This is a genomic window from Antarctobacter albus (assembly GCF_900101505.1).
Taxonomy (GTDB): Bacteria; Pseudomonadota; Alphaproteobacteria; order Rhodobacterales; family Rhodobacteraceae; genus Antarctobacter; species Antarctobacter albus.
On sequence record NZ_FMZI01000018.1, the window covers coordinates 25,998 to 49,537 of the forward strand.

19 protein-coding genes and 1 pseudogene are annotated in these 23,540 nt (G+C 66.0%); 7 read left to right on the plus strand and 13 right to left on the minus strand.

Going from position 1 to position 23,540, the window contains the following annotated elements; all coding sequences use genetic code 11:
- Position 1 precedes the first annotated feature (1 nt).
- The 5 genes and pseudogenes from aceF to mutL form a co-directional block, all read right to left on the minus strand.
- A pseudogene (aceF, locus tag BLQ71_RS22665) lies at positions 2–1,276 on the minus strand (dihydrolipoyllysine-residue acetyltransferase); the annotation flags it as partial.
- Positions 1,277–1,286: 10 nt separating this feature from the next.
- Positions 1,287–3,944, minus strand: a complete 2,658-nt coding sequence (gene aceE / locus BLQ71_RS22670; protein ID WP_043145978.1) for a pyruvate dehydrogenase (acetyl-transferring), homodimeric type — start codon at positions 3,942–3,944, stop codon at positions 1,287–1,289.
- Positions 3,945–4,360: 416 nt separating this feature from the next.
- Positions 4,361–4,543 carry a hypothetical protein gene (locus BLQ71_RS22675; RefSeq protein ID WP_069210403.1) on the minus strand — a complete coding sequence of 61 codons (183 nt, stop codon included), beginning with the start codon at positions 4,541–4,543 and terminating at the stop codon, positions 4,361–4,363.
- A gap of 76 nt (positions 4,544–4,619) precedes the next feature.
- Positions 4,620–5,789 carry a DNA recombination protein RmuC gene (locus BLQ71_RS22680; protein ID WP_069210404.1) on the minus strand — a complete coding sequence of 390 codons (1,170 nt, stop codon included), beginning with the start codon at positions 5,787–5,789 and terminating at the stop codon, positions 4,620–4,622.
- Positions 5,786–7,693, minus strand: a complete 1,908-nt coding sequence (gene mutL, locus BLQ71_RS22685) for a DNA mismatch repair endonuclease MutL (protein WP_074623360.1) — start codon at positions 7,691–7,693, stop codon at positions 5,786–5,788. The genes BLQ71_RS22680 and mutL overlap by 4 nt, the downstream gene beginning before the upstream one ends.
- Before the next feature lie 505 nt (positions 7,694–8,198).
- On the opposite strand from mutL, the gene BLQ71_RS22690 reads away from it, so the two are divergent.
- Both BLQ71_RS22690 and BLQ71_RS22695 read left to right on the plus strand, forming a co-directional pair.
- The gene (locus BLQ71_RS22690; protein ID WP_069210406.1) at positions 8,199–8,576 is read left to right on the plus strand and encodes a rhodanese-like domain-containing protein; all 378 of its coding nucleotides are present in this window, start codon (positions 8,199–8,201) and stop codon (positions 8,574–8,576) included.
- A 79-nt stretch (positions 8,577–8,655) separates the two neighbouring features.
- Positions 8,656–9,381 carry a SpoIIAA family protein gene (locus BLQ71_RS22695; RefSeq protein WP_069210407.1) on the plus strand — a complete coding sequence of 242 codons (726 nt, stop codon included), beginning with the start codon at positions 8,656–8,658 and terminating at the stop codon, positions 9,379–9,381.
- A gap of 96 nt (positions 9,382–9,477) precedes the next feature.
- Here BLQ71_RS22695 and BLQ71_RS22700 read toward each other — a convergent pair whose 3' ends face one another.
- Both BLQ71_RS22700 and BLQ71_RS22705 read right to left on the minus strand, forming a co-directional pair.
- Entirely contained in the window at positions 9,478–10,875 is a 1,398-nt protein-coding gene (locus tag BLQ71_RS22700; RefSeq protein WP_074623361.1) for an aspartate aminotransferase family protein, read from the minus strand.
- Between the two features lie 334 nt (positions 10,876–11,209).
- Positions 11,210–11,872, minus strand: a complete 663-nt coding sequence (locus BLQ71_RS22705) for a GntR family transcriptional regulator (RefSeq protein WP_074623362.1) — start codon at positions 11,870–11,872, stop codon at positions 11,210–11,212.
- Positions 11,873–12,022: 150 nt separating this feature from the next.
- Here BLQ71_RS22705 and BLQ71_RS22710 point away from each other — a divergent pair, with 150 nt between their 5' ends.
- Genes BLQ71_RS22710 through BLQ71_RS22730 form a run of 5 tightly spaced genes read left to right on the plus strand, consistent with a single transcriptional unit; the run spans position 12,023 to position 17,584 of the window.
- Complete coding sequence (locus BLQ71_RS22710; RefSeq protein WP_043145998.1) at positions 12,023–13,108, plus strand: polyamine ABC transporter substrate-binding protein; 1,086 nt, start codon at positions 12,023–12,025, stop codon at positions 13,106–13,108.
- Between the two features lie 57 nt (positions 13,109–13,165).
- Positions 13,166–14,566: an ABC transporter ATP-binding protein gene (locus BLQ71_RS22715; protein WP_074623363.1), complete on the plus strand. Its 1,401-nt coding sequence runs from the start codon at positions 13,166–13,168 to the stop codon at positions 14,564–14,566.
- On the plus strand, positions 14,566–15,456 hold the full coding sequence (locus BLQ71_RS22720) for an ABC transporter permease subunit (RefSeq protein WP_043146003.1): 891 nt from the start codon (positions 14,566–14,568) through the stop codon (positions 15,454–15,456). The genes BLQ71_RS22715 and BLQ71_RS22720 overlap by 1 nt, the downstream gene beginning before the upstream one ends.
- Complete coding sequence (locus tag BLQ71_RS22725; protein WP_043146005.1) at positions 15,453–16,271, plus strand: ABC transporter permease; 819 nt, start codon at positions 15,453–15,455, stop codon at positions 16,269–16,271. The genes BLQ71_RS22720 and BLQ71_RS22725 overlap by 4 nt, the downstream gene beginning before the upstream one ends.
- Positions 16,268–17,584, plus strand: coding sequence for an NAD(P)/FAD-dependent oxidoreductase (locus BLQ71_RS22730; RefSeq protein ID WP_074623364.1), 1,317 nt, complete (start codon positions 16,268–16,270; stop codon positions 17,582–17,584). Before BLQ71_RS22725 ends, BLQ71_RS22730 begins: the two co-directional genes overlap by 4 nt.
- 53 nt (positions 17,585–17,637) lie before the next feature.
- Here the strand turns inward: BLQ71_RS22730 and BLQ71_RS22735 are convergent, their stop codons facing one another.
- The 6 genes from BLQ71_RS22735 to mbfA form a co-directional block, all read right to left on the minus strand.
- Positions 17,638–18,552, minus strand: a complete 915-nt coding sequence (locus BLQ71_RS22735) for a DMT family transporter (protein WP_074623365.1) — start codon at positions 18,550–18,552, stop codon at positions 17,638–17,640.
- 78 nt (positions 18,553–18,630) lie between these two features.
- Positions 18,631–19,011 (minus strand): hypothetical protein, encoded by a 381-nt coding sequence (locus tag BLQ71_RS22740; RefSeq protein ID WP_074623366.1) that lies wholly within the window; start codon positions 19,009–19,011, stop codon positions 18,631–18,633.
- Positions 19,012–19,030: 19 nt separating this feature from the next.
- Positions 19,031–19,792, minus strand: a complete 762-nt coding sequence (locus BLQ71_RS22745) for a DUF6478 family protein (protein ID WP_268236874.1) — start codon at positions 19,790–19,792, stop codon at positions 19,031–19,033.
- 96 nt (positions 19,793–19,888) lie between these two features.
- The gene (locus BLQ71_RS22750) at positions 19,889–20,569 is read right to left on the minus strand and encodes a dihydroxy-acid dehydratase (protein ID WP_229754874.1); all 681 of its coding nucleotides are present in this window, start codon (positions 20,567–20,569) and stop codon (positions 19,889–19,891) included.
- 22 nt (positions 20,570–20,591) lie between these two features.
- A complete protein-coding gene (gene ilvD, locus BLQ71_RS22755; protein WP_074623368.1) occupies positions 20,592–22,325 on the minus strand; it encodes a dihydroxy-acid dehydratase in 1,734 nt (577 codons plus the stop codon).
- Between the two features lie 181 nt (positions 22,326–22,506).
- On the minus strand, positions 22,507–23,481 hold the full coding sequence (gene mbfA / locus BLQ71_RS22760) for an iron exporter MbfA (protein WP_043146017.1): 975 nt from the start codon (positions 23,479–23,481) through the stop codon (positions 22,507–22,509).
- Between the last annotated feature and the right edge of the window lie 59 nt (positions 23,482–23,540).

Here is a 23,540-nt window from a genome sequence, read left to right on the forward strand (position 1 = left end):
CTCACCACATCAACTTGCGCATGTCGCCCAGCAGCGTCTTGAGCGTCACGACAAAGCGCGCGGCCAAGGCACCGTCGACGGCACGGTGGTCATAGGACAGCGACAGCGGCTGCATCAGGCGCGGCACGAATTCCTCGCCGTTCCAGACCGGCTGCATCTTGGACCGGGTCAGGCCCAGGATCGCCACCTCCGGCGCGTTCACGATGGGGGTAAAGGAGGTGCCCCCGATCCCGCCCAGCGACGAGATGGTGAAGGTCGCGCCCTGCATGTCCTTGGACTTCAGGTTGCCTTCGCGCGCGGCCTTCGACAGTTCCATCAGCTCCTTGGAAATGTCCACCAGCCCCTTGCGGTCGGCGTCCTTGATCACCGGAACCATCAGCCCGTTCGGCGTGTCCGCCGCGAAACCGATGTTGTAGAAGTCCTTCTTGATCAGCTTGTCACCGTCAGGATGGATGGACGAGTTGAACTCCCAGTGCTCTTTCAGCGCCGAGACGCTGGCCTTGATGACAAAGGACAGCAGGGTGACGCGATAGCCGTTTTCCTTGGCCATCGTGTCCATTTCCTTGCGGTACTTGTCCAGGTCGGTGATGTCCGCCTCGTCGTTGTGGGTGACATGCGGGATGTTCAGCCAGGACCGGTGCAGCGCGGGGCCGGAGATCTTCTTGATCCGGCTCATCTCCACCTCTTCCACGGGCCCGAACTTGGAGAAGTCCACCGCCGGGATCGGCGGGATGCCCATGCCACCGGACACGGCACCGCCCCCGGCCGCCGCCGGGGCGGTCTGCGCCTTCAGCGCCTTTTCCACGTCCTCGCGCAGGATGCGGCCCTTGCGGCCCGATCCGTTCACCTTGTTCAAGTCCACCTCGACCCGGCGGGCATAGGCCCGGACCGACGGCGAGGCATGCACCTTGGAGAACCCGGCATCCGTCTTCGGTGCCGGCGCGGGGGCCGCGGCAGGCGCCGCCGCCTTGGGCGCTTCGGCCTTCGGCGCCTCGGCCTTGGGCTCTTCCTTGGCCGCCGGGGCGCCGTCCGCCTCGACGATCAGGATCACCGCGCCTTCGGACACCTTGTCCCCCTCGGCAACCTTGATCTCCTTAACAACGCCCGCGGCAGAGGAGGGCACTTCCATCGTCGCCTTGTCCGACTCCAGTTCGACAATCGGGTCTTCCTCGGCAATCGTGTCGCCCACGCTCACCAGGACCGTCACCACCGGCACATCGCTGAAATCGCCGATATCCGGCACTTTTACTTCTACGGTCATATTTCCTGTCTCCTCGTGCGCCGTATCAGACCAGACGCGGGTTCGGCTTGCCGCCGTCGATGTCGTATTTCTTCAGCGCTGCCTCCAGATCCTTGTCCGAAACAGCCCCCTCGCGCCAAAGGTCCACCATCGCCGCCGCGGCGATGTGATTGGCGTCCACCTCGAAGAAGCGTCGCAGGTTCACGCGGCTGTCCGACCGGCCGAAACCGTCCGTGCCCAGCACCGTGTAGCGCCCCGGCACGCAGGCCCGGATCTGCTCGGCGTAGTTCTTCATGTAGTCGGTGGCGGCGATGGTCGGCCCGGTGATGTTCGCCAGCACCTGCCCCGCGTAAGAGGTTTTCTGCTCGGCAAAGGGATTCAGCCGGTTGTGCCGCGCCACGTCCTGGCAATCGCGCGCCAGTTCGTTGAACGAGGTCGCCGACCAGATGTCCGAGGTCACACCGAAATCTTCCTGCAGCATGTCGGCGGCCTTGATCGCCTGCACCAGGATCGTGCCCGAGCCCATCAGGTTGACGTGCTTCTTGGCCGGGTTGGCCGTCTTGCGGAAGCGGTACAGCCCCTTGATGATTCCCTCTTCGGCGCCCATCGGCATGTCGGGATGCTGATAGTTCTCGTTCATCAGGGTGAGGTAGAAGAACACGTCCTCCTGATCGACGAACATCCGCTGCAACCCGTGCTGCACGATCACCGCCACCTCGTAGCTGAAGGTCGGGTCATAGCTGATGCAGTTCGGGATCGTGCCCGCCAGGATATGGCTGTGGCCATCCTCGTGCTGCAGGCCCTCGCCGTTCAGCGTGGTCCGCCCGGCGGTGCCGCCCAGCATGAAGCCGCGCGCCCGGCTGTCGCCCGCTGCCCAGGCCAGGTCGCCGATCCGCTGGAACCCGAACATCGAGTAGTAGATGTAGAAGGGGATCATCGGCACGCCGTGGTTGGAATAGGCGGTTGCCGCCGCGATCCAGTCGGCCATTGCACCGGCTTCGTTGATGCCTTCCTGCAGCACCTGCCCGTTCTCGGATTCCTTGTAATAGGACATCTGTTCACGGTCTTCGGGCGTGTACTGCTGGCCCTTCGGGTTGTAGATGCCCACCGAGCGGAACAGGCCCTCCATGCCGAAGGTGCGGCTTTCGTCGGGCACGATCGGCACCACCTGCTTGCCCACCTGTTTGTCGCGCAACAGCGTGGTCAGGATGCGGACAAAGGCCATCGTGGTGGAAATCTCGCGGTCGCCCGTCGATTCCAGCTGGCCCTTGAACTTGTCCAGGCCGGGGATTTCCAGCTTGGGCGCCTCGGTCGAGCGTTTCGGGAAAGCCCCGCCCAGCTCCTTGCGCCGCTCGGCCAGATAGGCTTTCTGCGCGTTGTTCAGACTGACAAAGGGGATGTCCTTCTCCAGCTCTTCATCCGTGACCGGGATCTTGAACCGGTCGCGCATCGCCTTGAGCTGGTCCAGCTGCATCTTCTTCTGCTGGTGGGTGGTGTTCTGCCCCTCACCGGCGGTGCCCATGCCATAGCCCTTGACCGTCTTGACCAGCAGGACGGTCGGCTGGCCCTCGGCCTCGGTGGCGCGCTTGAAGGCGTTGTAGACCTTTTTCGGATCGTGACCGCCCCGGCGCAGCGCCCAGATCTGGTCGTCGGTCCAGTCTTTCACCAGTTCCGCGGTCTCCGGGTACTTGCCGAAGAAATGCTTGCGGATATAGGCGCCGTCCTTGGACTTGAAGGTCTGGTAGTCGCCGTCGATGGTCTCGTCCATCAGCTGGCGCAGCTTGCCGGAGGTATCCTGTTCCAGCAGCTCGTCCCAGCCCCGGCCCCAGAGCAGCTTGATCACGTCCCAGCCCGAGCCGCGGAAGTTGCCTTCAAGCTCCTGCACGATCTTCGAGTTGCCGCGCACCGGCCCGTCAAGACGCTGCAGGTTGCAGTTGATGACAAAGATCAGGTTGTCCAGCCCCTCGCGCGCGGCCAGGTGGATGGCGCCGATGCTTTCCGGCTCGTCCATCTCGCCATCGCCGAGGAAGGCCCAGACCTTGCGGTCCTGCTTTTCGATCAGCCCGCGATTCTCGAGGTATTTCATGAACCGCGCCTGGTAGATCGCCATCAGCGGGCCAAGGCCCATGCTGACGGTCGGGAACTGCCAGTAGTCCGGCATCAGCCAAGGGTGCGGATAGGACGACAGCCCGCCGCCGTTCACCTCGGAGCGGAAGTTCTTCAGCTCTTCCTCGCTGATCCGCCCCTCCATGAAGGAGCGCGCGTAGATGCCCGGGATGACGTGGCCCTGGAAGAACACCAGGTCGCCGCCGTGGATCGCGGACTTCGAGCGCCAGAAGTGGTTCAGACCGATGTCGTACAGTGCTGCGGAAGAGGCAAAGGAGGCGATATGCCCGCCGTATTCGCTCGATTCCTTGTTGCGCTTGACCACTGTCGCCATCGCGTTCCAGCGGTTGATGGTGCGGATGCGCCATTCCATCTCGGTATCGCCGGGCACGTCGACCTCGTCATCCGGCGAGATGGTGTTCTGGTAGGGCGTGGTGGCCGAGAAGGGCAGACGCGCCCCTGCGGCCCGGGCGCTTTGTACCGCCTTGTCGAGCAGGAAATGCGCGCGGTCTGCCCCGTCACGCTCGATCACGTCCTCGATCGCGTCTTGCCATTCCTGGCTCTCGACGGGATCGACGTCCTGGGGGGTATCTTTCATATGCCCTCTTCCCTTTGCTGCGCCCGGCGCGGCGCGATTGATTTAATCTTGAACAATCAGGTTTGATATTGGGGTGCAACCGGCGTCCGCCCCGTCTCTCCCAATCCTCCCGACGGTTGAGCAGGGTGTATCAGTCCACGTGCCCTCGCGGCAGGCGCGTAGCTGCATAACATCCATGCACCCAGCGCATGACACTTTGTTTAATGCTAAACAACCTCCCTCGCGCATCCGACACCTCCTCCCGCCCCGGGTTCGGGGCGGTGCCACGCGGGCGGGATACCGGCGCGGTTCTGTCGACCACGTCCGGATTCCTGCGCAACCCCGCGATTCTCTTTGAGTATAACGCGCTGAACCGCATTCGGTTCAACCGGTCTGACGACATTCAACTGAGAAGATATGTACGGCGCCCTCGCGCCCTAGCGCTGCGCCCGCACCACAGCGGCCGTCTGCCCCGTCGGGCCGGGCGCCTCGCGCGTCAGGACAAGCCCCCATGCCAGCGCCGTGATCCCCGCAAGCACCGCCAGGAACAGCCACTGCCGCCGCTTCTTTCGATGCCAATGGTCCGTACTGCGGAAATCGATCGTGTTCTTGTCGCTCATGCCGCCGGTCTAGGCGGTGGAAAGGGCAGGAATTGGGCACCGTTCGGGCAGAACCGCGCCCACAGCGCAAAAGCGCCTATTCCGCCGGATCGCCCAGCCGCAGGACCGGGATTTTCGGCGCCTCGACCTCTTCGAAATCGAACTGGTCCAGCCGGTGTGCCCGCCTGCCCGCCTTGTCGGCGCTGATCTTGATTTCCTCGATGTCCCGCGCCGCCTGACCGAAATGCCGGTCCAGGTTCGCCACCCGTCCCGTCAGACGCTCGACATCGCCATAAAGCAACGCCAGCTCGCGCCGGATCGCCCCCGCCTGTTCCTTCATCCGCGCGTCCTTCAGCACCGCGCGCAGCGTGTTCAGGGTCGCCATGCAGGTGGTGGGCGAGACGATCCAGACCCGCGCCTCGAACCCCTCGCGCACCACCTCGGGAAAGCGTGCGTGCAGTTCCGCATAGACCGCCTCGGAGGGCAGGAACATCAGCGCGCCCTCGGCAGTCTCCCCCTCGATAATATAGCGCGCGGCAATGTCCCGGATGTGCTTGCGCACCGACAGGCGAAAGGCCTGCGCCGCGCGCGCCTGCATCTCTTTGCCCTCGGCCTGCATCAAGGCCTCGTAGCCTTCCAGCGGGAACTTGGCGTCGACCACGATCGGTCCCGGCGGCTGTGGCATGTGGATCAGGCAATCGGCCCGCCGCCCGTTCGACAGCGTGGCCTGCAGGGTAAAGGAATCGGCGGGCAGCGCCTTGCCCACGATCTCGCGCAGCTGGATCTCGCCAAAGGCACCGCGCGTCTGCTTGTTCGATAGAATGTCCTGCAAGGACAGCACGTCACCCGACAGCTTGGTGATATTGGCCTGCGCCTTGTCGATGGCCTGCAAGCGTTCCTGCAATTCGCCCAGGGACCGCGCCGTGCGCCGGGCAGAGCCGTGCAGCGATTCCCCCATGCGCTCCTGCACCTCGGCCAGCCGCCGCTCCATCAGCTCCAGCATCGCGGTTTGGCTGCTGGCCTGCGCCTCTGTAACATGGTGCAGCCCCCCGGCCAGCCGTTCCTGCCCTTCGGACAGGCCCTGCACCCGGTGCGACAGGTGGCTGACGTGCTGCAGCACCGGCGCGCTGGCCCGTGCCGCACGTCCCGCCGCCCGCACTGCCAGCACAAGCAGCAACAGCATCAGCAGGACAACACCGCCGCCGCCCAGCACCACCAGCACCACAGGATCATCAAGACTGTACGCGACGCCGCCGATCTCGATCATGTGCGCCCGAACAGCCGCTCGATATCCGACAGTTTCAACTCGACGTAGGTGGGCCGCCCGTGGTTGCACTGGCCGGAATGCGGCGTCGCCTCCATCTCGCGCAACAGCGCGTTCATCTCTTCGGCCCGCATCACCCGGCCCGAGCGGACAGAGCCGTGACAGGCCATGCGCGACAGGATCGCCTCGATCCGCTCCTGCAACAACCCGCTGTCGCCGGTGTCCGACAGTTCGTCAAGGATGTCGCGCACCAGCGCCTCGGCGTTGACCTCGCCCAGGATCGCGGGCGTTTCGCGCACGGCAATCGCCCCGGCGCCAAAGGGTTCGATCCGCAGGCCCATGCGCTCCAGGTCCTCCGCCCGCGCCAGCAGCCGGGCGGCATCGTCCGGCGACAGGTCGACGACCTCGGGGATCAGCAATCCCTGCGCGGGCACACCCTTTTCCGCCATCTGCCGTTTCAGCTTTTCATAGACCAGCCGCTCATGCGCCGCGTGCTGGTCGACGATCACCACGCCGTCCTCGGTCTGGGCGATGATGTAATTCTCATGCACCTGTCCCCGCGCCGCCCCCAGGGGCAGCGAGACCCCGTCCCGGGCCTGCCCCGGGACCTCGCCGTCATTCGGGCCATGAGCGGGGCGGTGGTCCGCACCCCCGTCCCGGACCTGATCCGGGACCTCCCGGGACAGCGGAACAGGCTCCACCACCCGCCCCGAATAGCCGCCATTGAAATCCGCAAACCCCGGCGCCTGGGCGGCGTAGCTCGACTGGCGCGCGCCCATCGAGGGCCGATCCATCTGGTAGACGCGCGGCCCCGAAGGTTCGGGCCGCATCGCGCCCAGTGTCGCCCCCGCCACCGTGGTCGAGGCCCGGTGCCCCGCCTCGGCCAGCGCGTGCCGCAGGCCAGAGACGATCAGCCCGCGCACCACGCCCGGCTCGCGGAACCGCACCTCGGATTTGGCCGGGTGCACGTTCACGTCGACACGGTGTGGATCGCAGTCCACGAACAGCGCCACCGCCGGGTGCCGGTCCCGCGACAGGAAGTCCTGGTAGGCGCCGCGCAGGGCGCCGATCAGCATCTTGTCCCGCACCGGGCGGCCGTTGACGAACAGGAACTGCGCCACGGCAGAGCCGCGCGAATAGGTGGGCAGCGCCGCGTAGCCGGTCAGCCGCACCTCTTCGCGGTCGGCATCGATGGGCAGGGCGTTCTCGATGAACTCCTGCCCCATGATGCGGCCCAATCGCCCGCGCAGCGCATCGAAGAGGTCGCCGGTTTCCGGGTCGACCCGGAATGTCACCCGCTCCTGCCCGCCGCTCACGTCGCGCAGGGTAAATCCCACCGAGGGTTCCGCCATCGCCAGCCGTTTCACCGTGTCGGAAATGGCCATGACCTCGGCCCGGTCCGAGCGCAGGAATTTCAACCGCGCGGGCGTGGCATAAAAGAGGTCGCGCAAGGACACCACCGTCCCGGCGTTCAGCGCACAGGGTTTCACCGCCCCCGCCACGCCGCCGGCCACGGTGATCTCGGCCCCCTCGGCGCCCTGCGTGCGGCTCTGCACCGTGAGCCGGCCCACCGCCCCAAGCGAGGGCAGCGCCTCACCGCGGAAGCCGAAGGAATGGATGTTCAGCAGGTCGCTGCCGTCGATCTTTGACGTCGCATGACGCGACAGGGCCAGCGGCAGGTCCTCGGGGGTCATGCCGCAGCCGTCGTCGCTCACCCGGATCAGGGTCTTGCCGCCGTCCGCGATGTCGATGCGCACCCTGCGCGCCCCGGCGTCGACGGCGTTCTCGACCAGTTCCTTGACCGCCGAAGCAGGCCGTTCGACCACTTCGCCAGCAGCGATGCGGTTGATGGCGGCCTCGTCCAGCTGACGGATGAGCGGGCGGATATTGCGGTCCTGCGTATTCATCCCACAAGACTTAGCAGGTCATCCGCGATTCTGAAATGGGGACCGCGCGCATGGTACCGCGAAAACCTGCTCACGAAATACGACATTAGTCGGGTAATAATTGATCGTGTTAGCGCCTTGCTCGTGAAAGATAATTGCTTTAATAAATACGATACACAAACCAAAGGAGGCAGTTGTGCCAGTTCCCCTGATCACCTTCGAAACCATTTCCGCCCTCTATGGCGAGACTTTCGCCAAGACCTTCTTCCGCCCGGTATCGGCGATCAAGAAGGCCGGCTGACCGCTGACGCCCCGGCGGCGGGCCGGGGCCAGACCGATCCGGCACGCCCGGATCCACCGGACGGCGGCACATGCGCCCGCCCTCCAGACCGCCGCTTTGCGGCCCCTTCCCCACAGCCCCTCCTGTTGCAACGCGCTGATATTCGACTATCTGAATGTCGAGGCCGGCGCACAGCGCGCCCGGCAAAGCGGATCGAAATCCAGCCAGACGCCGAGGAGACAGGAAATGAAGACCGAAACCGTGGGCGACGCCAGCTTCGAGACATGGACCGTCGAAGAGGTCGCCAAGGGCATCGCCGACAAGTCGATCGTGGTGATCGACGTCCGCACCCCCCAGGAATACATGTTCGAACATATCGAAGGCGCGTTGCTGATGCCGATGGCCTTCTTCAAGCCCGACGCCCTGCCCGGCCAGTCGGACAAGCGCATCGTCTTTCACTGCGGCTCTGGCGTGCGGTCGGAACGCGTCTCGCGCGCGGCCCTCGACGCCGGCATAAAGAGCATCGCGCACATGGAAGGTGGATTTGCCGCCTGGAAGGCCGCGAAACAGCCCTATGTCGGCACCAACATGGCCACCGGCGCGCCGCAGCGCGTTTCCGCCTGACCGGCCCCCGCGTGACCTGCGTCAAGGCGCCGGTCACGCACCCCCCTAGACTGGTGTCACGCGATCTACGGAGGATGCCATGATCGAGGTTCAGACCACCGGCCACCCCGGTCTCTACGAGGTGCATGTGTCCGGCGTCGTGAGCGACACGGACTATGCACAGACGCTTGTCCCCGCGCTCGAGGCCGCCATCGAGGAACACGAAAGGATTCGCGTCCTGGTGATCTTCGGCCCGGATTTCCGGGATTTCACCCTTGGCGCCCTGTTCGACGATGCGCGCATGGGCCTGCGCCACTGGCGCGGCTTCGACCGGCTGGCCGTGGTGACGGACAAACCCTGGATTCGCCGCGCCGTCACCGGCCTGTCGGTGCTGATGCCCTGCCCGGTCCGGGTCTTTCCGTTGGAACAGGCCGAGGACGCCCGGCGCTGGATGTCCGAATCCCTGGGCGCCATTCACCAGGTCGACCTCGGCGACGGCGTCCTGCACATCCAGCTGCGCGGCCAGCTCGACAGCGCAATCTACGCCGCCGAATCCGGCGATCTGGATGCCTTCATCCGCGCCAACGACCGCTTTCGCCTGTTGATCGACGCGCGCGATTTCGACGGATGGCAGGGCCTTGGCGCGCTGTTCGAACACCTCAAGGTGGTGCGCGACCATTACCGCCTGATCGACCGCGCGGCGATAGTCGGCAACGCCGCCTGGCAACGGCTGGGGGAACGGGCGCTGCGCACGCTCAGCGGCGCCGATACCCGCTTCTTCACCGCCGACGAGTTCGAGACGGCAAAGGTCTGGATCAAGGGCTGAGCGGGCACTCCGGCGCCGTCTTGGCAGACCGGCCAACGGACCCAAGCCGCGCAAGGGATTTCGTGCGACCGTCCCGCGGGCCCCGCAGTCCCCGGCCTATTCGGCCGGGACGCCCATGTGCCCTTCGGCCTTGAGCTGCTCCAGCGCCTCGTCCAGGCTCTTGCGCGCCCGTTCGACCAGCGTGTCGATCTCGTCCTTCGAGATCACCAGCGGCGGAGAGATCACCATGCGGTCATAGACATGGCGCATGATCAGGTTGTTGGCGAAACAGCGTTCGCGGCAGATCAGCCCGGCGGTGCCCGGTTCGGCAAAGGGCGCACGCGTCACCTTGTCCGGGGTCAGGGCAAGGCTGCCCATCATGCCGACGATCTTGACCTCACCCACCAGCGGGTGATCCGCCAGGCTTTCGAAGCGCTCCTTCAGATAGGGCGCGGTCTCGTCCCGCACGCGGTCGACGATGCCCTCTTCTTCGAGGATGCGCAGGTTTTCCAGCGCCACGGCACAGGCGACCGGGTGGCCGGAATAGGTGTAACCGTGGTTGAACTCGGTGTTCTCGATCACCTTGGCCACGTCGTCCGTGACGATAGAGGCGCCGATCGGTTGATACCCCGAAGACAGGCCCTTGGCGACGGTCATGATGTCGGGCTGAATGTCATAGGTCTGGCTGCCGAACCAGTTGCCGGTGCGGCCAAAGCCACAGATCACCTCGTCCACGATTAGCAGGATGCCGTATTTCTTCGCGATGCGCTGGATCTCGGGCCAGTAGGTATCGGGCGGGACGATGACGCCACCAGCGCCCTGGATCGGTTCGGCGATGAAGGCGGCGACCTTCTCGGGGCCGATTTCCAGGATCGCGGTTTCCAGCGCCTGCGCGCGTTCAAGGCCGAATGCCTCGGGCGTGGCATAGCCGCCTTCGCTCCACCAGTTCGGCTGGTCGATGTGGTGGATGCCCGGGATCGGCATTCCGCCCTGCGCGTGCATTCCCTTCATGCCGCCCAGGCTGCCCGAGCCCACGGAGGACCCGTGGTAGGCATTCCACCGGGAAATCACCACCTGGCGTTCCGGCTGGCCCTTTTCCTGCCAGTAGGTCCGCACCAGCCGCAGGTTGGTGTCGTTCGCCTCCGACCCCGAAGAGGCAAAGAAGACGTGGTTCAGGTCGCCCGGCGCCAGTTCCGCCAGCTTGGCCGCCAGGTTCAGCGCCGGCACATGGGTGGTCTGGAAGAAGGTGTTGTAAAAGGGCAGTTCCAGCATCTGCCGATGCGCTGCATCGGCCAGTTCGCTGCGGCCGTAGCCGATGTTCACGCACCACAGGCCCGCCATCCCGTCCAGGATGCGGTTGCCGTCGCTGTCGGTCAGCCAGCAGCCCTCGGCCCGGGTCACGACCCGCGCACCCTTTTCGGCCAGCCCGGCCCCGTGGGTGAAGGGATGCAGGTGATGCGCGGCGTCCAGCGCCTGCAGTTCGGCGGTGGGCGAATTGGGGGTAAGCAGGGTCATGCGCGGCCTCCGGATAATGGTCGGGCGCAGAATATGATCAAATTTCTGGAAGTCAATCGAATCAGGTTGCGCAAGCCCCGTGTTGCGCGGCCAGTGGCAAGGGTGCCTTTGCGCAGCAAAGGTCACCAGCGACCACCCTCCATGCCAGACGCAGCCCCCGGTCAGGCAAGGTTAACGATCCCCTGCCGGTTTGTACAAAATGCTGAAATCGCCGTACGTTTTGTACAAAACGTACAGACTGACCGGTTCAGTTTCCAGCACCCGGACAGCGCCTTGCGGGACGGCGGGCGGGGCGATCTGCGCATCGCGCAGGAGCGTCCGAACGGCGCCCCGCTCAGAGGCTTTGCAGGATCATCTCCATCCCCTGCGCCACGTCCTGCTCGATCGCCCGCGCCGCCGCGGCACCGTCCCGCACCTCCAGCGCGCGCACCAGGTCCTTGTGGCAATCCGGCAGGTGACGGGTCCCCATCTGGCCACAGACCACCCGCAGCGACGGTCCGAACCGCAGCCAGAGCGACTCTGTCAGCGCCTTCATCACGGGCGCCTGGGCGGTGTCATTCAACACGGAATGAAAGGCATGATTCTCGCGCAGGTAGCCCTCTATGTCGCCCCGCAGGATCGCCCGGTCCAGCCGCGCGTCGATCTCCACCAGCCGCGCCACCTCCTCCGGCCCGGCCCGGCCCGCTGCCCGGACCGCCAGCCGAGGCTCCAGCGCCAGCCGCGCCTCGGTCAGCTCTTCCAGGGCCGCCGCCCCCAGCACCGGCACCTCGATCCGCCGGTTCCCCAGCGCCTGCAACGCCCCCTCGGCCGTCAACCGCCGGATCGCCTCGCGCACCGGCGTCATCCCGGCCCCCAACCGCTCCACAAGCCCCTGGATCGTCACCGGCTCCCCCGGCGCCAGCGTCCCGAACAGCACCGCCTCGCGCAGATTGCGGTACACCTGTTCATGGGCCGGCATCCCCGCTTGCGTCCGTGCCTCTGCCGCATTTTCCGCCATCGCCGTCCCCCCGGGCCACACCGTTTTCGCCATCCCTTGCGCAGGACAGCAGGCCGTGGAAACATCGCCGAAGTTGCACGACAGCGCAACTTATGATCAAAATTTGGGGACGGGGCGCGAAAGACCCCCGCCACCAACCGGGAGAATAACATGACCAAGACACTTGTGACGATGACGGCGTCCCTTGCGCTGGCGGCCGGGATGGCTGCCGCCGAGGAGGTGCGCGTCTACAACTGGTCTGACTACATCGACGAAAGCCTGCTGGAGAAATTCGAGCAGGACACCGGCTATGAGCTGGTCTACGACGTCTTCGACAGCAACGAGGTCCTGGAGACCAAGATGCTGGCAGGCGGCTCGGGCTATGACGTGGTGGTGCCCACCGGCACCTTCCTGCAGCGCCAGATCATGGCCGGCGCCTTCCAGAAGCTGGACAAGTCCAAGCTGCCCAACATCGACAACATGTGGGACGTGATCGCGGACCGGACGGCCAAGTACGACCCCGGCAACGAATACGCGATCAACTACATGTGGGGCACCACCGGCCTCGGCGTGAACGAGGCCAAGGTCAAGGAAATCCTGGGCGACGACGCGCCCGTTACCTCCTGGGACCTGATCTTCAAGCCCGAGAACGCGGAGAAGCTGGCGGAATGCGGCATCCACATGCTGGACGCCCCGGCAGAGATGATCCCTGCCGCGCTGAACTACATCGGCGAAGATCCGGACAGCCACGATCCGGACGTGATCGCCCGCGCCGAAGAGGTGCTGATGCCGATCCGCCCCTACATCCAGAAATTCCACAGCTCGGAATACATCAACGCGCTGGCCAACGGCGACATCTGCGTGGCCGTGGGCTGGTCCGGTGACGTGCTGCAGGCGCGCGACCGCGCGGCCGAGGCCGACAACGGCGTGGTCATCAGCTACTATGCCCCGGACGAGGGCGCGCAGATGTGGTTCGACCAGATGGCGATTCCGGTCGATGCGCCGAACCCCGAGGGCGCCCATGCCTTCCTGAACTTCATCATGGATGCGCAGAACATGGCGGCGGCGTCGAACTACGTTTACTACGCCAACGGCAACAAGGCTGCGCAGGAATACCTGGCCGAGGACGTGATCGGCGATCCGGCGATCTACCCGGATGCCGCGGCGCTGGACAACACCTTTACCACCACGCCCTTCCCACCGCGCGTGCAACGCACCGTGACGCGCCTGTGGACCAAGATCAAATCGGGCACCTGAGCCCAAATCCGGACCGCGTCCCAAGGGCGCGGTCCGCCTTCTGCGTGGTGACTTATCATGGCCGAATCCGTCTTTGCCCCCTGGAATGATCCAGAGGCGAAACCCCTCATCCAGTTCAAGGGCGTGACCAAGCGTTTCGGCGATTTCACCGCCATCGACGACCTCACCCAGAACATCTACGAACGCGAATTCTTTGCCCTGCTCGGGCCGTCGGGCTGCGGCAAGACCACCCTGATGCGCATGCTGGCCGGGTTCGAGGAACCCACCGAAGGCCAGATCCTGCTGAACGGCGTCGATATCGGCCATGTTCCTCCGAACAAGCGGGCAGTGAACATGATGTTCCAGAGCTACGCCCTGTTCCCGCACCTCTCGGTCTACGACAACATTGCCTTTGGCCTGCGCCGCGAGAAAAAGCCCAAGGACGAGATCCACGCGCGGGTGAAGGAAATGCTGCGGTTGACGCGGCTTGACCGGTTTGCGCAACGCAAACCGCACCAGATTTCCGGCGGTCAGCGTCAGCGCGTCGCCCTGGCCCGCAGCCTGGCCAAGGCGCCAAAGCTCCTGCTGCTCGACGAACCGCTGGGCGCGCTCGACAAGAAACTGCGCGAGGAAACGCAGTTCGAGCTGATGGACATCCAGGAAAAGACCGGCACCACCTTCATCATCGTCACCCATGACCAGGAAGAGGCGATGACCGTGGCCAGCCGGGTCGCGGTGATGGACGAGGGCCGCATTGTCCAGGTGGCGACGCCCGACGTGATCTACGAGGCGCCGAATTCGGTCTATGTCGCGGATTTCATCGGCGATGTGAACCTGATCCGCGGCACGGCGCGGGCCCGGCCGACGGACACCCCACCCGAAACGGTGGCCAAGCCGGAACCAGAGCCGAAACCGGCGCCCGCGCCCAGGGAAACGGCCAGCGCCCCCGCGCCCGAACGCGCCGCACCGCAGCCCAACACCCTTGGCCGGGCCTTGCATGACAAGCTGCTCAGCCCAATCTTCGGCAAATGGCTCGAGGATGAGCCGCGCCGCCTGCCGCCGCCCACAGCCCCCGAGGCGCCAAGGGCCGCCGCCCCCGAGACAACGGCCCCGTCCCCTCAACCACAGGATATTCCGCCCGGCGGTCTGGAAATCGACTGGTCCGAGGGGCAGGCAGCAATCATTGCGGCGAACGGCGATCCCGCGCTTGACGGCGAAAAGGTCGTCCTGGCGCTGCGCCCCGAAAAGCTGGGAATTGCCAAGACCCGCCCACAAGCTCCGAACACGCTGAAAGGCAAGGTCATCGACATCGCCTACCTCGGCAATATCTCGACCTATCACGTCGAGATCGAGGGCGGCGTCATGGTCAAGGCACAGGCCGCCAACACACGCCGCATCGCGCGCCGTGACATCACCTGGGAAGACGAGGTCTGGCTGAGCTTCACCGCCACCGCCGGCGTCGTCCTGAAGGACGAATGATGCGCCGCGCCGTCCTGATCGCCGTTCCCTACCTCTGGCTGCTGGCCCTTTTCCTGGTGCCCTTCATCATCGTCCTGAAGATCTCTCTTTCGGACATCGCGCTGGCCCGCCCGCCCTACGCGCCGCAGCTGGACCTGAACGAAGGCTGGGCCGGGATACGGGCCTTCTTTGCCGGGCTGGACTTCGAGAACTTCACCTTCCTGACCACCGACGACCTCTACTGGAAGGCCTATCTCAGTTCTGTCCGCATCGCCGCCGTTGCCACGCTCTGCACCCTGCTGGTGGGCTATCCGATTGCCTACGGCATGGCCCGCGCGCCGCATGAATGGCGCCCGACGCTGCTGATGCTGGTGATCCTGCCGTTCTGGACCAGCTTCCTGATCCGGGTCTATTCCTGGATCGGCATCCTGTCGACCGAGGGTGTCTTGAACCAGTTCCTGATGGGCATCGGCCTGATCGGTGAACCGCTGACGATCCTGAACACCAACACCGCCGTCTACATCGGCATCGTCTACACCTACCTGCCCTTCATGATCCTGCCGATCTACTCGGCGCTGGAAAAGATGGACGAAAGCCTGCTGGAGGCGGCAGAGGACCTGGGCTCGTCCCGGCTCGCCGCCTTCTGGCTGGTGACGATCCCACTGTCGCGCAATGGCATCGTGGCAGGCTGTTTCCTGGTCTTCATCCCCTCCATCGGTGAATTCGTGATCCCCTCGCTCTTGGGCGGGTCGGATACGCTGATGATCGGCAAGGTGCTGTGGGAAGAGTTCTTCTCGAACCGCGACTGGCCGGTGGCCAGCGCCGTGGCCGTGGTGCTGCTCTTGATCCTGATCATCCCGATCGTGCTGTTCCAGCGGTCCGAGGAAAAGGCGCGGGAGGCCGGACGATGAGACGTTTCAGCTGGTTCAACGCCACCTCGCTGACCCTGGGTTTTGCCTTTCTCTACCTGCCGATGATCCTGCTGGTGGTCTATTCCTTCAACGAAAGCCGGCTGGTGACGGTCTGGGCCGGCTTCTCGACCAAGTGGTACGGCGAACTGCTGCAGAACGAGGAATTCCTCGACGCCGCCTGGGTCACGCTCAAGGTCGCCTTCTTTTCCTCGACCATCGCCACGGTGCTGGGCACGATGGCGGCCTACGTGATGATCCGCGCGGGCCGCTTTCCGGGGCGGACGCTGTTTTCCGGCATGATCTACGCGCCGCTTGTCATGCCGGAAGTCATCACCGGCCTGTCGCTCTTGCTGTTGTTCATCGGAATCGGGCTGGACCGGGGCGTGCTAACCGTGGTGCTGGCCCATACGACCTTTTCCATGTGCTACGTCTCGGTCGTGGTCTCGTCACGGCTCAGCACCTTTGACCAGGCGCTGGAAGAGGCGGCGCTGGATCTTGGCGCCTCGCCCTTCGAAAGCTTTACCCTGATCACCCTGCCGATCATCGCGCCCGCCGTGATCTCGGGCTGGCTGCTGGCCTTTACCCTGTCGCTCGACGATCTGGTGATCGCCAGCTTCACCACCGGGCCGGGTGCCACGACCCTGCCGATCAAGGTCTTCTCCGCCGTCCGGCTGGGGGTCTCGCCGGAAATCAACGCGCTCTCCACCCTGCTTATCAGCATCGTGACCGTGGGTGTCATCACCGCCTCGCTGGTGTCGAAACGCGCGGCGGTCCAGCGCCGGCGCGAGGAACAGGCCGCGCAGCGCACCGCGTGAGCCGGCTCTACGAACCGGCGGCCTACGGGCCTCAAGGGGCCTGTTACTGGGCCGACACGGTCACGCCCGATGACTGGCCGCGGCTTGACGGCGACCTGACGGTCGATGTGGCCGTGATCGGGGGCGGTTTTGCAGGTCTGAACGCCGCCCTGCACCTGGCCACGCGCGGCACGTCGCTTGCCGTGCTGGAGGCAGAGCACCCCGGTTGGGGGGCCTCCGGGCGCAACGGCGGGTTCTGCTGCCTCGGTGGCAGCAAGGCCCCCGCTGCGCTGCTGAACCGGCGGTTCGGGCAAGGCGCGGCGCAGGACTGGGCCGCGACCGAGAAAGCCGCCGTTTCCCATGTCGAAGCACTGATCGACCGCCACGGCTGGCAGGTCGACCGGCATTCACAGGGCGAAACCCTGCTGGCGCACAAGCCCCGCGCCTACCGCGCGCTCTGCGCGGAGGCCGAGGAGACCGCCGCCACCTATGGCGTGTCGCCAGAAGTGCATACCACCGACGACCTCGCGGCCCGGGGCCTGGGCGGGCCGTGGCATGGCGGCATGACCCTGCCCATCGGCTTTGCCCTGAACCCGCGCAAGTATCACGCGGCACTGGCCAGTGAAGCGACGGCAACGGGCGCGCGCCTGTTCGCCCACAGTCCCGTCACCGGGATGGAGCGCGTCGGCAACCATTGGCGCCTGACGACCAATGGCGGCACCGTCACCACCCAAAACGTGATCCTGGCCACCAATGGTTACAGCCACGAGACCCTGCCGCCCTGGCTGCGCGCCCGCACCCTGCCGCTGCAATCCAATGTCATCGTCACCCGCCCCCTGAGTGCGGCGGAACAGCAGGCGGCGGGCTGGTGGTCGGACCAGATGGCCTATGACACGCGGCTCTTGCTGCACTACTTCCGCAAGATGCCCGACGGTCGGTTCCTGTTCGGGATGCGCGGCGGTCTGCGCGCCACGCCAGGTGCCGAGGCACGGCTGTCGCGCCGCATACGGGCGGATTTCGCGCGGATCTTCCCGGCCTGGAAGGATGTGGAGATCACGCATGAATGGTCCGGCCTCGTCTGCCTGATGCGCAACCTCGTGCCCTTCGTCGGACCGGTGCCGGATCATCCCGGCCTGTTCGCCGCGCTGGGGTTTCACGGCAACGGGGTCGCGATGGGATCCTATGCCGGGCGACTGGCGGCGGATCAGGTGTTGGGCGACCGCCCCGACGCCCCGAACTGGCTTGCCACGCCGCCGCCGCGCTTTCCCCTTGGTCGTCGGCGCCGGTTGTTGATGGCGCCGGCCTACCTGATGGCAGAGGCTTTCGACCTGTAGCGCCTTGCCGGACCGCGTCTCCCTTCGGGCCGGGGCTGCGCCCGGACCGCGCCTCACCCCTGCGGGGTCATGTTGGGGCGGGCCTTGCCACGCTGGATGCCCAGCTGCCGTTCGCGCCAGATGATGATCCCGCCCGCCGCGATCACGATGGCCGAGCCGACCAGCACCATCGCCGTGGGCACCTCGTCGAAGAAGACATAGCCAAAGAGGATCGCGAAGAGGATCGAGGCATAGTCGAAGGGCGCCACCACCGCTGCCCCGGCAAAACGATAGGCCGAGGTGATGAAGATCTGCGCCACACCGCCGATCAGCCCCGCCCCCACCAGCATCGCCAGCACATGGGCATCCGGCACGACCCAGCCAAAGGGCAGCGTCAGCAGCGAAAACCCCGTCGCCGTCAGTGAGAAATAGAAGACGATGGCAGAGGTCTCCTCGACCGCGACCATGCGGCGGATCTGGATCTGCGCCAGCGCCCGCATCACCGCCGAGGCCAGCACCAGCGCCACCCCCAGCATGGCCGCATCGTCCACGCTGTCCAACGTCAGCCGGGGCCAGAGCACGATGCAGACCCCGACCAGCCCCAGCACGACCGCCGACAGCCTGAACAGGCGCAACCGCTCGCCCAGCAGCAGAGCGGCCAGCAGCACCGTCAGCATCGGCGCGGCAAAGCCCAGCGCCGTCACCTCGGGCAAGGGCAGCAACCCCAGCGCGGCAAAGCCGCAGCCCATCGCCGTCACCCCGATCAGCCCGCGCCAGACGTGCAGAACCGGTTTTTTCGCCTTCAGTCCGGTCTTGAGATCGCCGCGCATGGCCAGCCAGGCCACGATCACCGGCATGGCAAAGAACGAACGGAAAAACACCGCCTCGCCTGTCGGCACATGGGCGGAGCTCGCCTTGATGAGCGAGGCCATGATGGTGAACAGGACGACAGAGGTCAGCTTCAGCGCGATGCCACGCAGCGGGGACATGGGGGCTCCTTCGGGGATGGCGCAACACTGGACCTGCGCGCAGCCAAGGTCAATCGCCCCCTGGAACCCAACGTCAGGTCAACCGGTATCGCGGCAATGTTTGCGGAAGGCGCGTTTCAAAAGATCCAGTTCCGCACGCAACAACGAAACTTCGGCGCGGATGTCTTCTGCTAGCGCCTCACCCGCGACCAGGGTAAAGCTGGCCAGCACGCATTCCTCCCGCGCGTCGCGGATCAGGACGGTGCTGACCCCGTCGCCCAGGGCCTCGACCGGGACGGGCACCTCGACGACCCAGCGGCCCGGCTCGGCGGTGTCGGTCAGTGTGACGCCGCGGATCGGGCGGTCCTCGAAGCTGGCCACGATCTCGGGCACCTGTTCGGCGCCCTGCTGCTGCCGCACCAAGAGCCCCTCCCAAAGGCCATCGCGGAACCGGGTCTTGGTCAGTGTGAACACGCTCATGGCTTGGCCCCTCCGGCAGTCACAGCGCCGCCCTGCGACGGCGGCTGAAGGTCAGGTCGTGCAAGGTGACCTGGTTCATCCGTGGACCTTCAAAGATCAGGTCCAGCCAGATCTTCTCGACCCGTTTCTCGTTCAGGCGTGAATAGGCCAGGTCGAATTCCACCTGCACGGTCTCCGCGTTCAGCGGCAGTTCGCGGACCACCTGTTCGGTATTCGGCCCGTGCTTGACGTTCAGACGGGCAAAGATCTCCAGCGGGCGTTCCATCTCGACGATGGTTTCGATCCGCACCAGGTGCTGTTTCGACAAACCCTGCGCCGCCGCCTCTGGCAATTCAACCGCCAGCGACAGATAGGACCCCGAAAAGCCGAAGACATCCAGTTGCAGCCCGTAGGCCGCTAGATCGGCGGCGCGCCGGTTGCGGACCTGGCGCAGCGTGATCTCGGATCGCGGGCAATCGTGGAACAGCCGCGCCTCTTGTCCCAGCTGGGTCTTGCTCTGGACCTCGGCGATGCCCTGCACCGGCAGCGGCCCGCTCCATATCTCGGGGCGCCAGGCCCAGTCCGCGTCCCTGGGACGCGGAAAGGACTGGTTGCCGACCTGCGGCAGCGCAAGCCGGGCATCCGCGACATGCAGGACCTCGTCCAGACGCGACCGCAATCGCCGGGCCAGCGCCCTCTGGCGGCGCAAGTCGGCCAGGTCCATCCCGGCCGCGGCACGCGCCAGCCGTGTCCAGCGCCGCAGCATGGCGGCATGGCCTGCCCGGCTCAACCAGTCCTGCACTGTCGCCCCCGTGTTCCCTTGCGCCCCTGACCTGTCACGCCGGGGCGCGATGGTCACGGGGAATGGTTTCCGTATCGGAAACTATTCTGGCAAATCCTAACGATTGAATAAACGCCCCAGCATGCCGTTTGCCGGTTTCGGCTGCGCGGCACCGGCCTCCTTGGGGCTGAGACGCGAAATATTGTCCCTGACCCGGCCAAGCATGGCCTCGCCCCGGTCGCCCGCCAGCGCGCTGCCGCGCGGGGCGTAAAGCGCAAGCCCGACCAGGCGCCCGCCCTGCAGGAAGGCCGCCCGCCAATAGCGCGGGTCGCTGCCCTCGAACATCGTGTCGCCGCCGCTGGAAAGATGCGCCGTGACACGGCCCCGCCGCGTATCGCCATCCAGCAGTTCGGCCCCCGCCGCCTGCGCCAGCGCCTGCGGCGTGGGCAGGTCCGTGGTATCGCCGCGCGGCCCCACCGTGACGGTGACCAGCACCGGCGCCACCGGACGCCCCGCCTGTCCGCCGCTGAGGATATGGCACGAGGCGATGACCGCGAACCCGCGTTCCGGCCCCGCGCGCTTGGACTCCGGGTCGAGGCAATAGCCATCGGGCCCGGCAACCACCACATCGCCCCCGGCAAGGCTGGCCTTGGCCAGCGGTGCCCGCCGTTGCCCGCCCCCTCCGGCAAAGAAGGCCGCAAGACCCGCGAGCGCCTCGGCGTCGGCGCCATCTGGGTTCGACCCCGGCAGGGTGTTTAGACAACCGGCCAGGAACAGCGCGCCGGCGGCGCACGTCATGAGGCTGCGCGCCGCCACCGGGTCAGAGATCCGCGTAGACGTGTTTCTCGGCGGCGCCGCCGGGATGGGTCACCGCGCCCTTGTAGGTCTCGCCGACCAGTTGCGCGTATTTCCACAGCGAACCGGAGGCGTAGATCGTCTCCCTGGGGCCGGACCAGGCGTCCTTGCGGGCGGCCAGTTCCTCGTCGGTCAGGTCGACGGAGATAGCGCCGTTCACCGCGTCGATGGTGATGACGTCACCGTCCTGCACCAGCGCGATCGGTCCGCCATGCGCCGCCTCGGGGCCGACGTGACCGACGCAGAACCCCCGCGTCGCGCCCGAGAACCGGCCATCGGTGATCAGCGCCACCTTCTTGCCCATGCCCTGACCGGACAGTGCCGCCGTGGTGGCCAGCATCTCGCGCATGCCGGGGCCGCCCGCCGGACCCTCGTTGCGGATGACGATGACCTCGCCTTCCTTGTAGCCGCGTATCTTGACCGCCTCAAAGGCGTCCTCTTCGCATTCGAACACCCGCGCCGGCCCGGTAAAGACCTGGTCTTCGGCCGCGATGCCCGCGACCTTCACGATGGCGCCCTGCGGGGCAAGGTTGCCCTTCAGGCCCACGACACCGCCGGTCTGGGTGATCGGCGTCTCGATGGGATAGATCACCTTGCCGTCGGCCTCGCGCTCGATCAGGTCCAGTTCTTCGCCGATGGCGCGGCCGCTGGCGGTCATGCAGTCCTCGTGGATCAGGCCCGCCTTGCGCAGCTCCTTCATCACCACCGGGACACCCCCCGCCTCGTACAGGTCCTTGGCGACGTAGTTGCCGCCCGGCTTGAGGTCGACGAAATAGGGCGTGTCGCGGAAGATCTCGCAGACATCGTCGAGGTAGAATTCCAGCCCCGCCTCATGCGCGATGGCGGGCAGGTGCAGCCCGGCGTTCGTCGATCCGCCGGTACAGGCGACGACACGCGCCGCGTTCTCCAGCGATTTCCGCGTGACGATGTCGCGCGCGCGGATGTTCTGTTCTAGCAGGTGCATCGCGGCAATGCCCGACGCGGTGCCATAGGCGTCGCGGCTTTCATACGGCGCCGGCGCGCCCGAGGAATTCATCAGCGCCAGGCCGATCGCCTCGGAGACGCAGGCCATCGTGTTGGCGGTGAACTGGCCGCCGCAGGCGCCGGCTGAGGGGCAGGCCGCCTTCTCGATGGCGCGCAGCTCCTCGTCGCTGTTGGCACCGGCCTGGTGCTTGCCCACCGCCTCGAAAACATCCTGGACGGTGATGTCCTTGCCCTTGTACCGGCCCGGCATGATCGAGCCACCGTAGATGAAGACGGAGGGCACGTTCAGGCGCACCATCGCCATCATCATCCCCGGCAGCGACTTGTCACAGCCCGCCAGGCCCACGATGGCATCGTAACAATGGCCGCGCATGGTCAGTTCCACCGTGTCGGCAATGGCCTCGCGCGACGCCAGCGAGGCACGCATGCCCTCGTGGCCCATCGCGATGCCGTCGGTCACGGTGATGGTGGTGAACTCGCGCGGGGTGCCGCTGGCTTCCTTGACGCCCAGCTTGACCGCCTGCGCCTGCCGGTTCAGCGCGATGTTGCAGGGCGCGGCCTCGTTCCAGCAGGTGGCCACGCCGACCAGCGGCTGGTGAATCTCTTCCTCGGTCAGCCCCATCGCGTACAGGAACGACCGATGCGGTGCGCGCGCCGGGCCTTCGGTGACATGGCGGCTGGGCAGTTTGGTCTTGTCGAATGGACGCTTGAGCATGGGCTTGGCTCCTCCCGTGGAGTGGGTTTTTCTTGGAATAACCAAGCCCCGAAAGCGGCACAAGCGTCAAGCGCCGCTTGGTATACCAGCGGGGCCTCCGGCGGCAGGCGTCCGGTGGGACGGCGGGCGGGGCGAATTTCAGCTGGCTGAAAGAGCGGCGCCCACCGTCCCAAACCGGCTGTCACCCCGAGCCGATCAAGGCCCCGGCGGCAAAGACCAGCGCCCCGCCCAGGACAACCTGGAAGGTGGCGCGCAGGAACGGCGTTTCCATGAACTTGTTCTGGATCCAGGCAATCGCCCAAAGCTCGATGAAAACGACGATCAGGGCGATGGTCGTCGCGGTCCAGAAATGCGGGATCAGGTAGGGCAGCGCATGGCCCAGCCCGCCCACCGTGGTCATCACGCCAGAGGCGATGCCGCGTTTCGTCGGCGACCCGCGCCCCGACAACTCGCCATCGTCCGAAGCAGCTTCGGTAAAGCCCATCGAGATCCCCGCGCCAACAGAGGCGGCCAGCCCGACCAGGAAAGTCGTCCAGGGATCGTGGGTGGCAAAGGCGGTGGCAAAGATCGGCGCAAGGGTCGAGACCGACCCATCCATCAGCCCCGCCAGCCCCGGCTGCACCCAGGTCAGGACGAACTGCCGCTTGGCGCGGTCGTCTTCCTCGTCCCGGGCCTCTCCGCCCAGGTGCTCGGCTTCCAGTTCGTGCGCCCGGTCCTCGTGTTTCGCCTCCATCGCGGCCAGGTCACCCAGCAGCTTGCGGGTATCCGCGTCCTGCGCGTTCTGCGCCGCCATGTGATAGAACCGCTCCGCCTGGCGCTCCATGCTGGCGGCCTCGTCGCGGATCCGTTCCAGCGACAGGTTTTCGGTCAGCCAGACGGGGCGGCGGGCATAGTACCCCGCCACATGTTCGCGGCGGATCAGCGGGATCACCTCTCCGAACCGGGCGCTGTGCAGGTCGATCAGGGCGCGGCGATGGCCGTCCTCTTCCTGGGCCATACCGTCAAAGACCGCCGCGGTGTCCGGGTAGTCCGCCCGCAGGCGTTCGGCAAAGCTGCGATAGATGCGTGCGTCATCCTCTTCCGAGGAGATCGCAAGTGCCAGCACTTCCTGTTCCGAGAGGTCACGAAAGCGGCGGCGGTTTCCCATGTAAAGCATGTTGGGCCTCGTTTTAGAATTATTCTAAACAGTAGTCAGCATTTGCCCAAGCGCAAGCG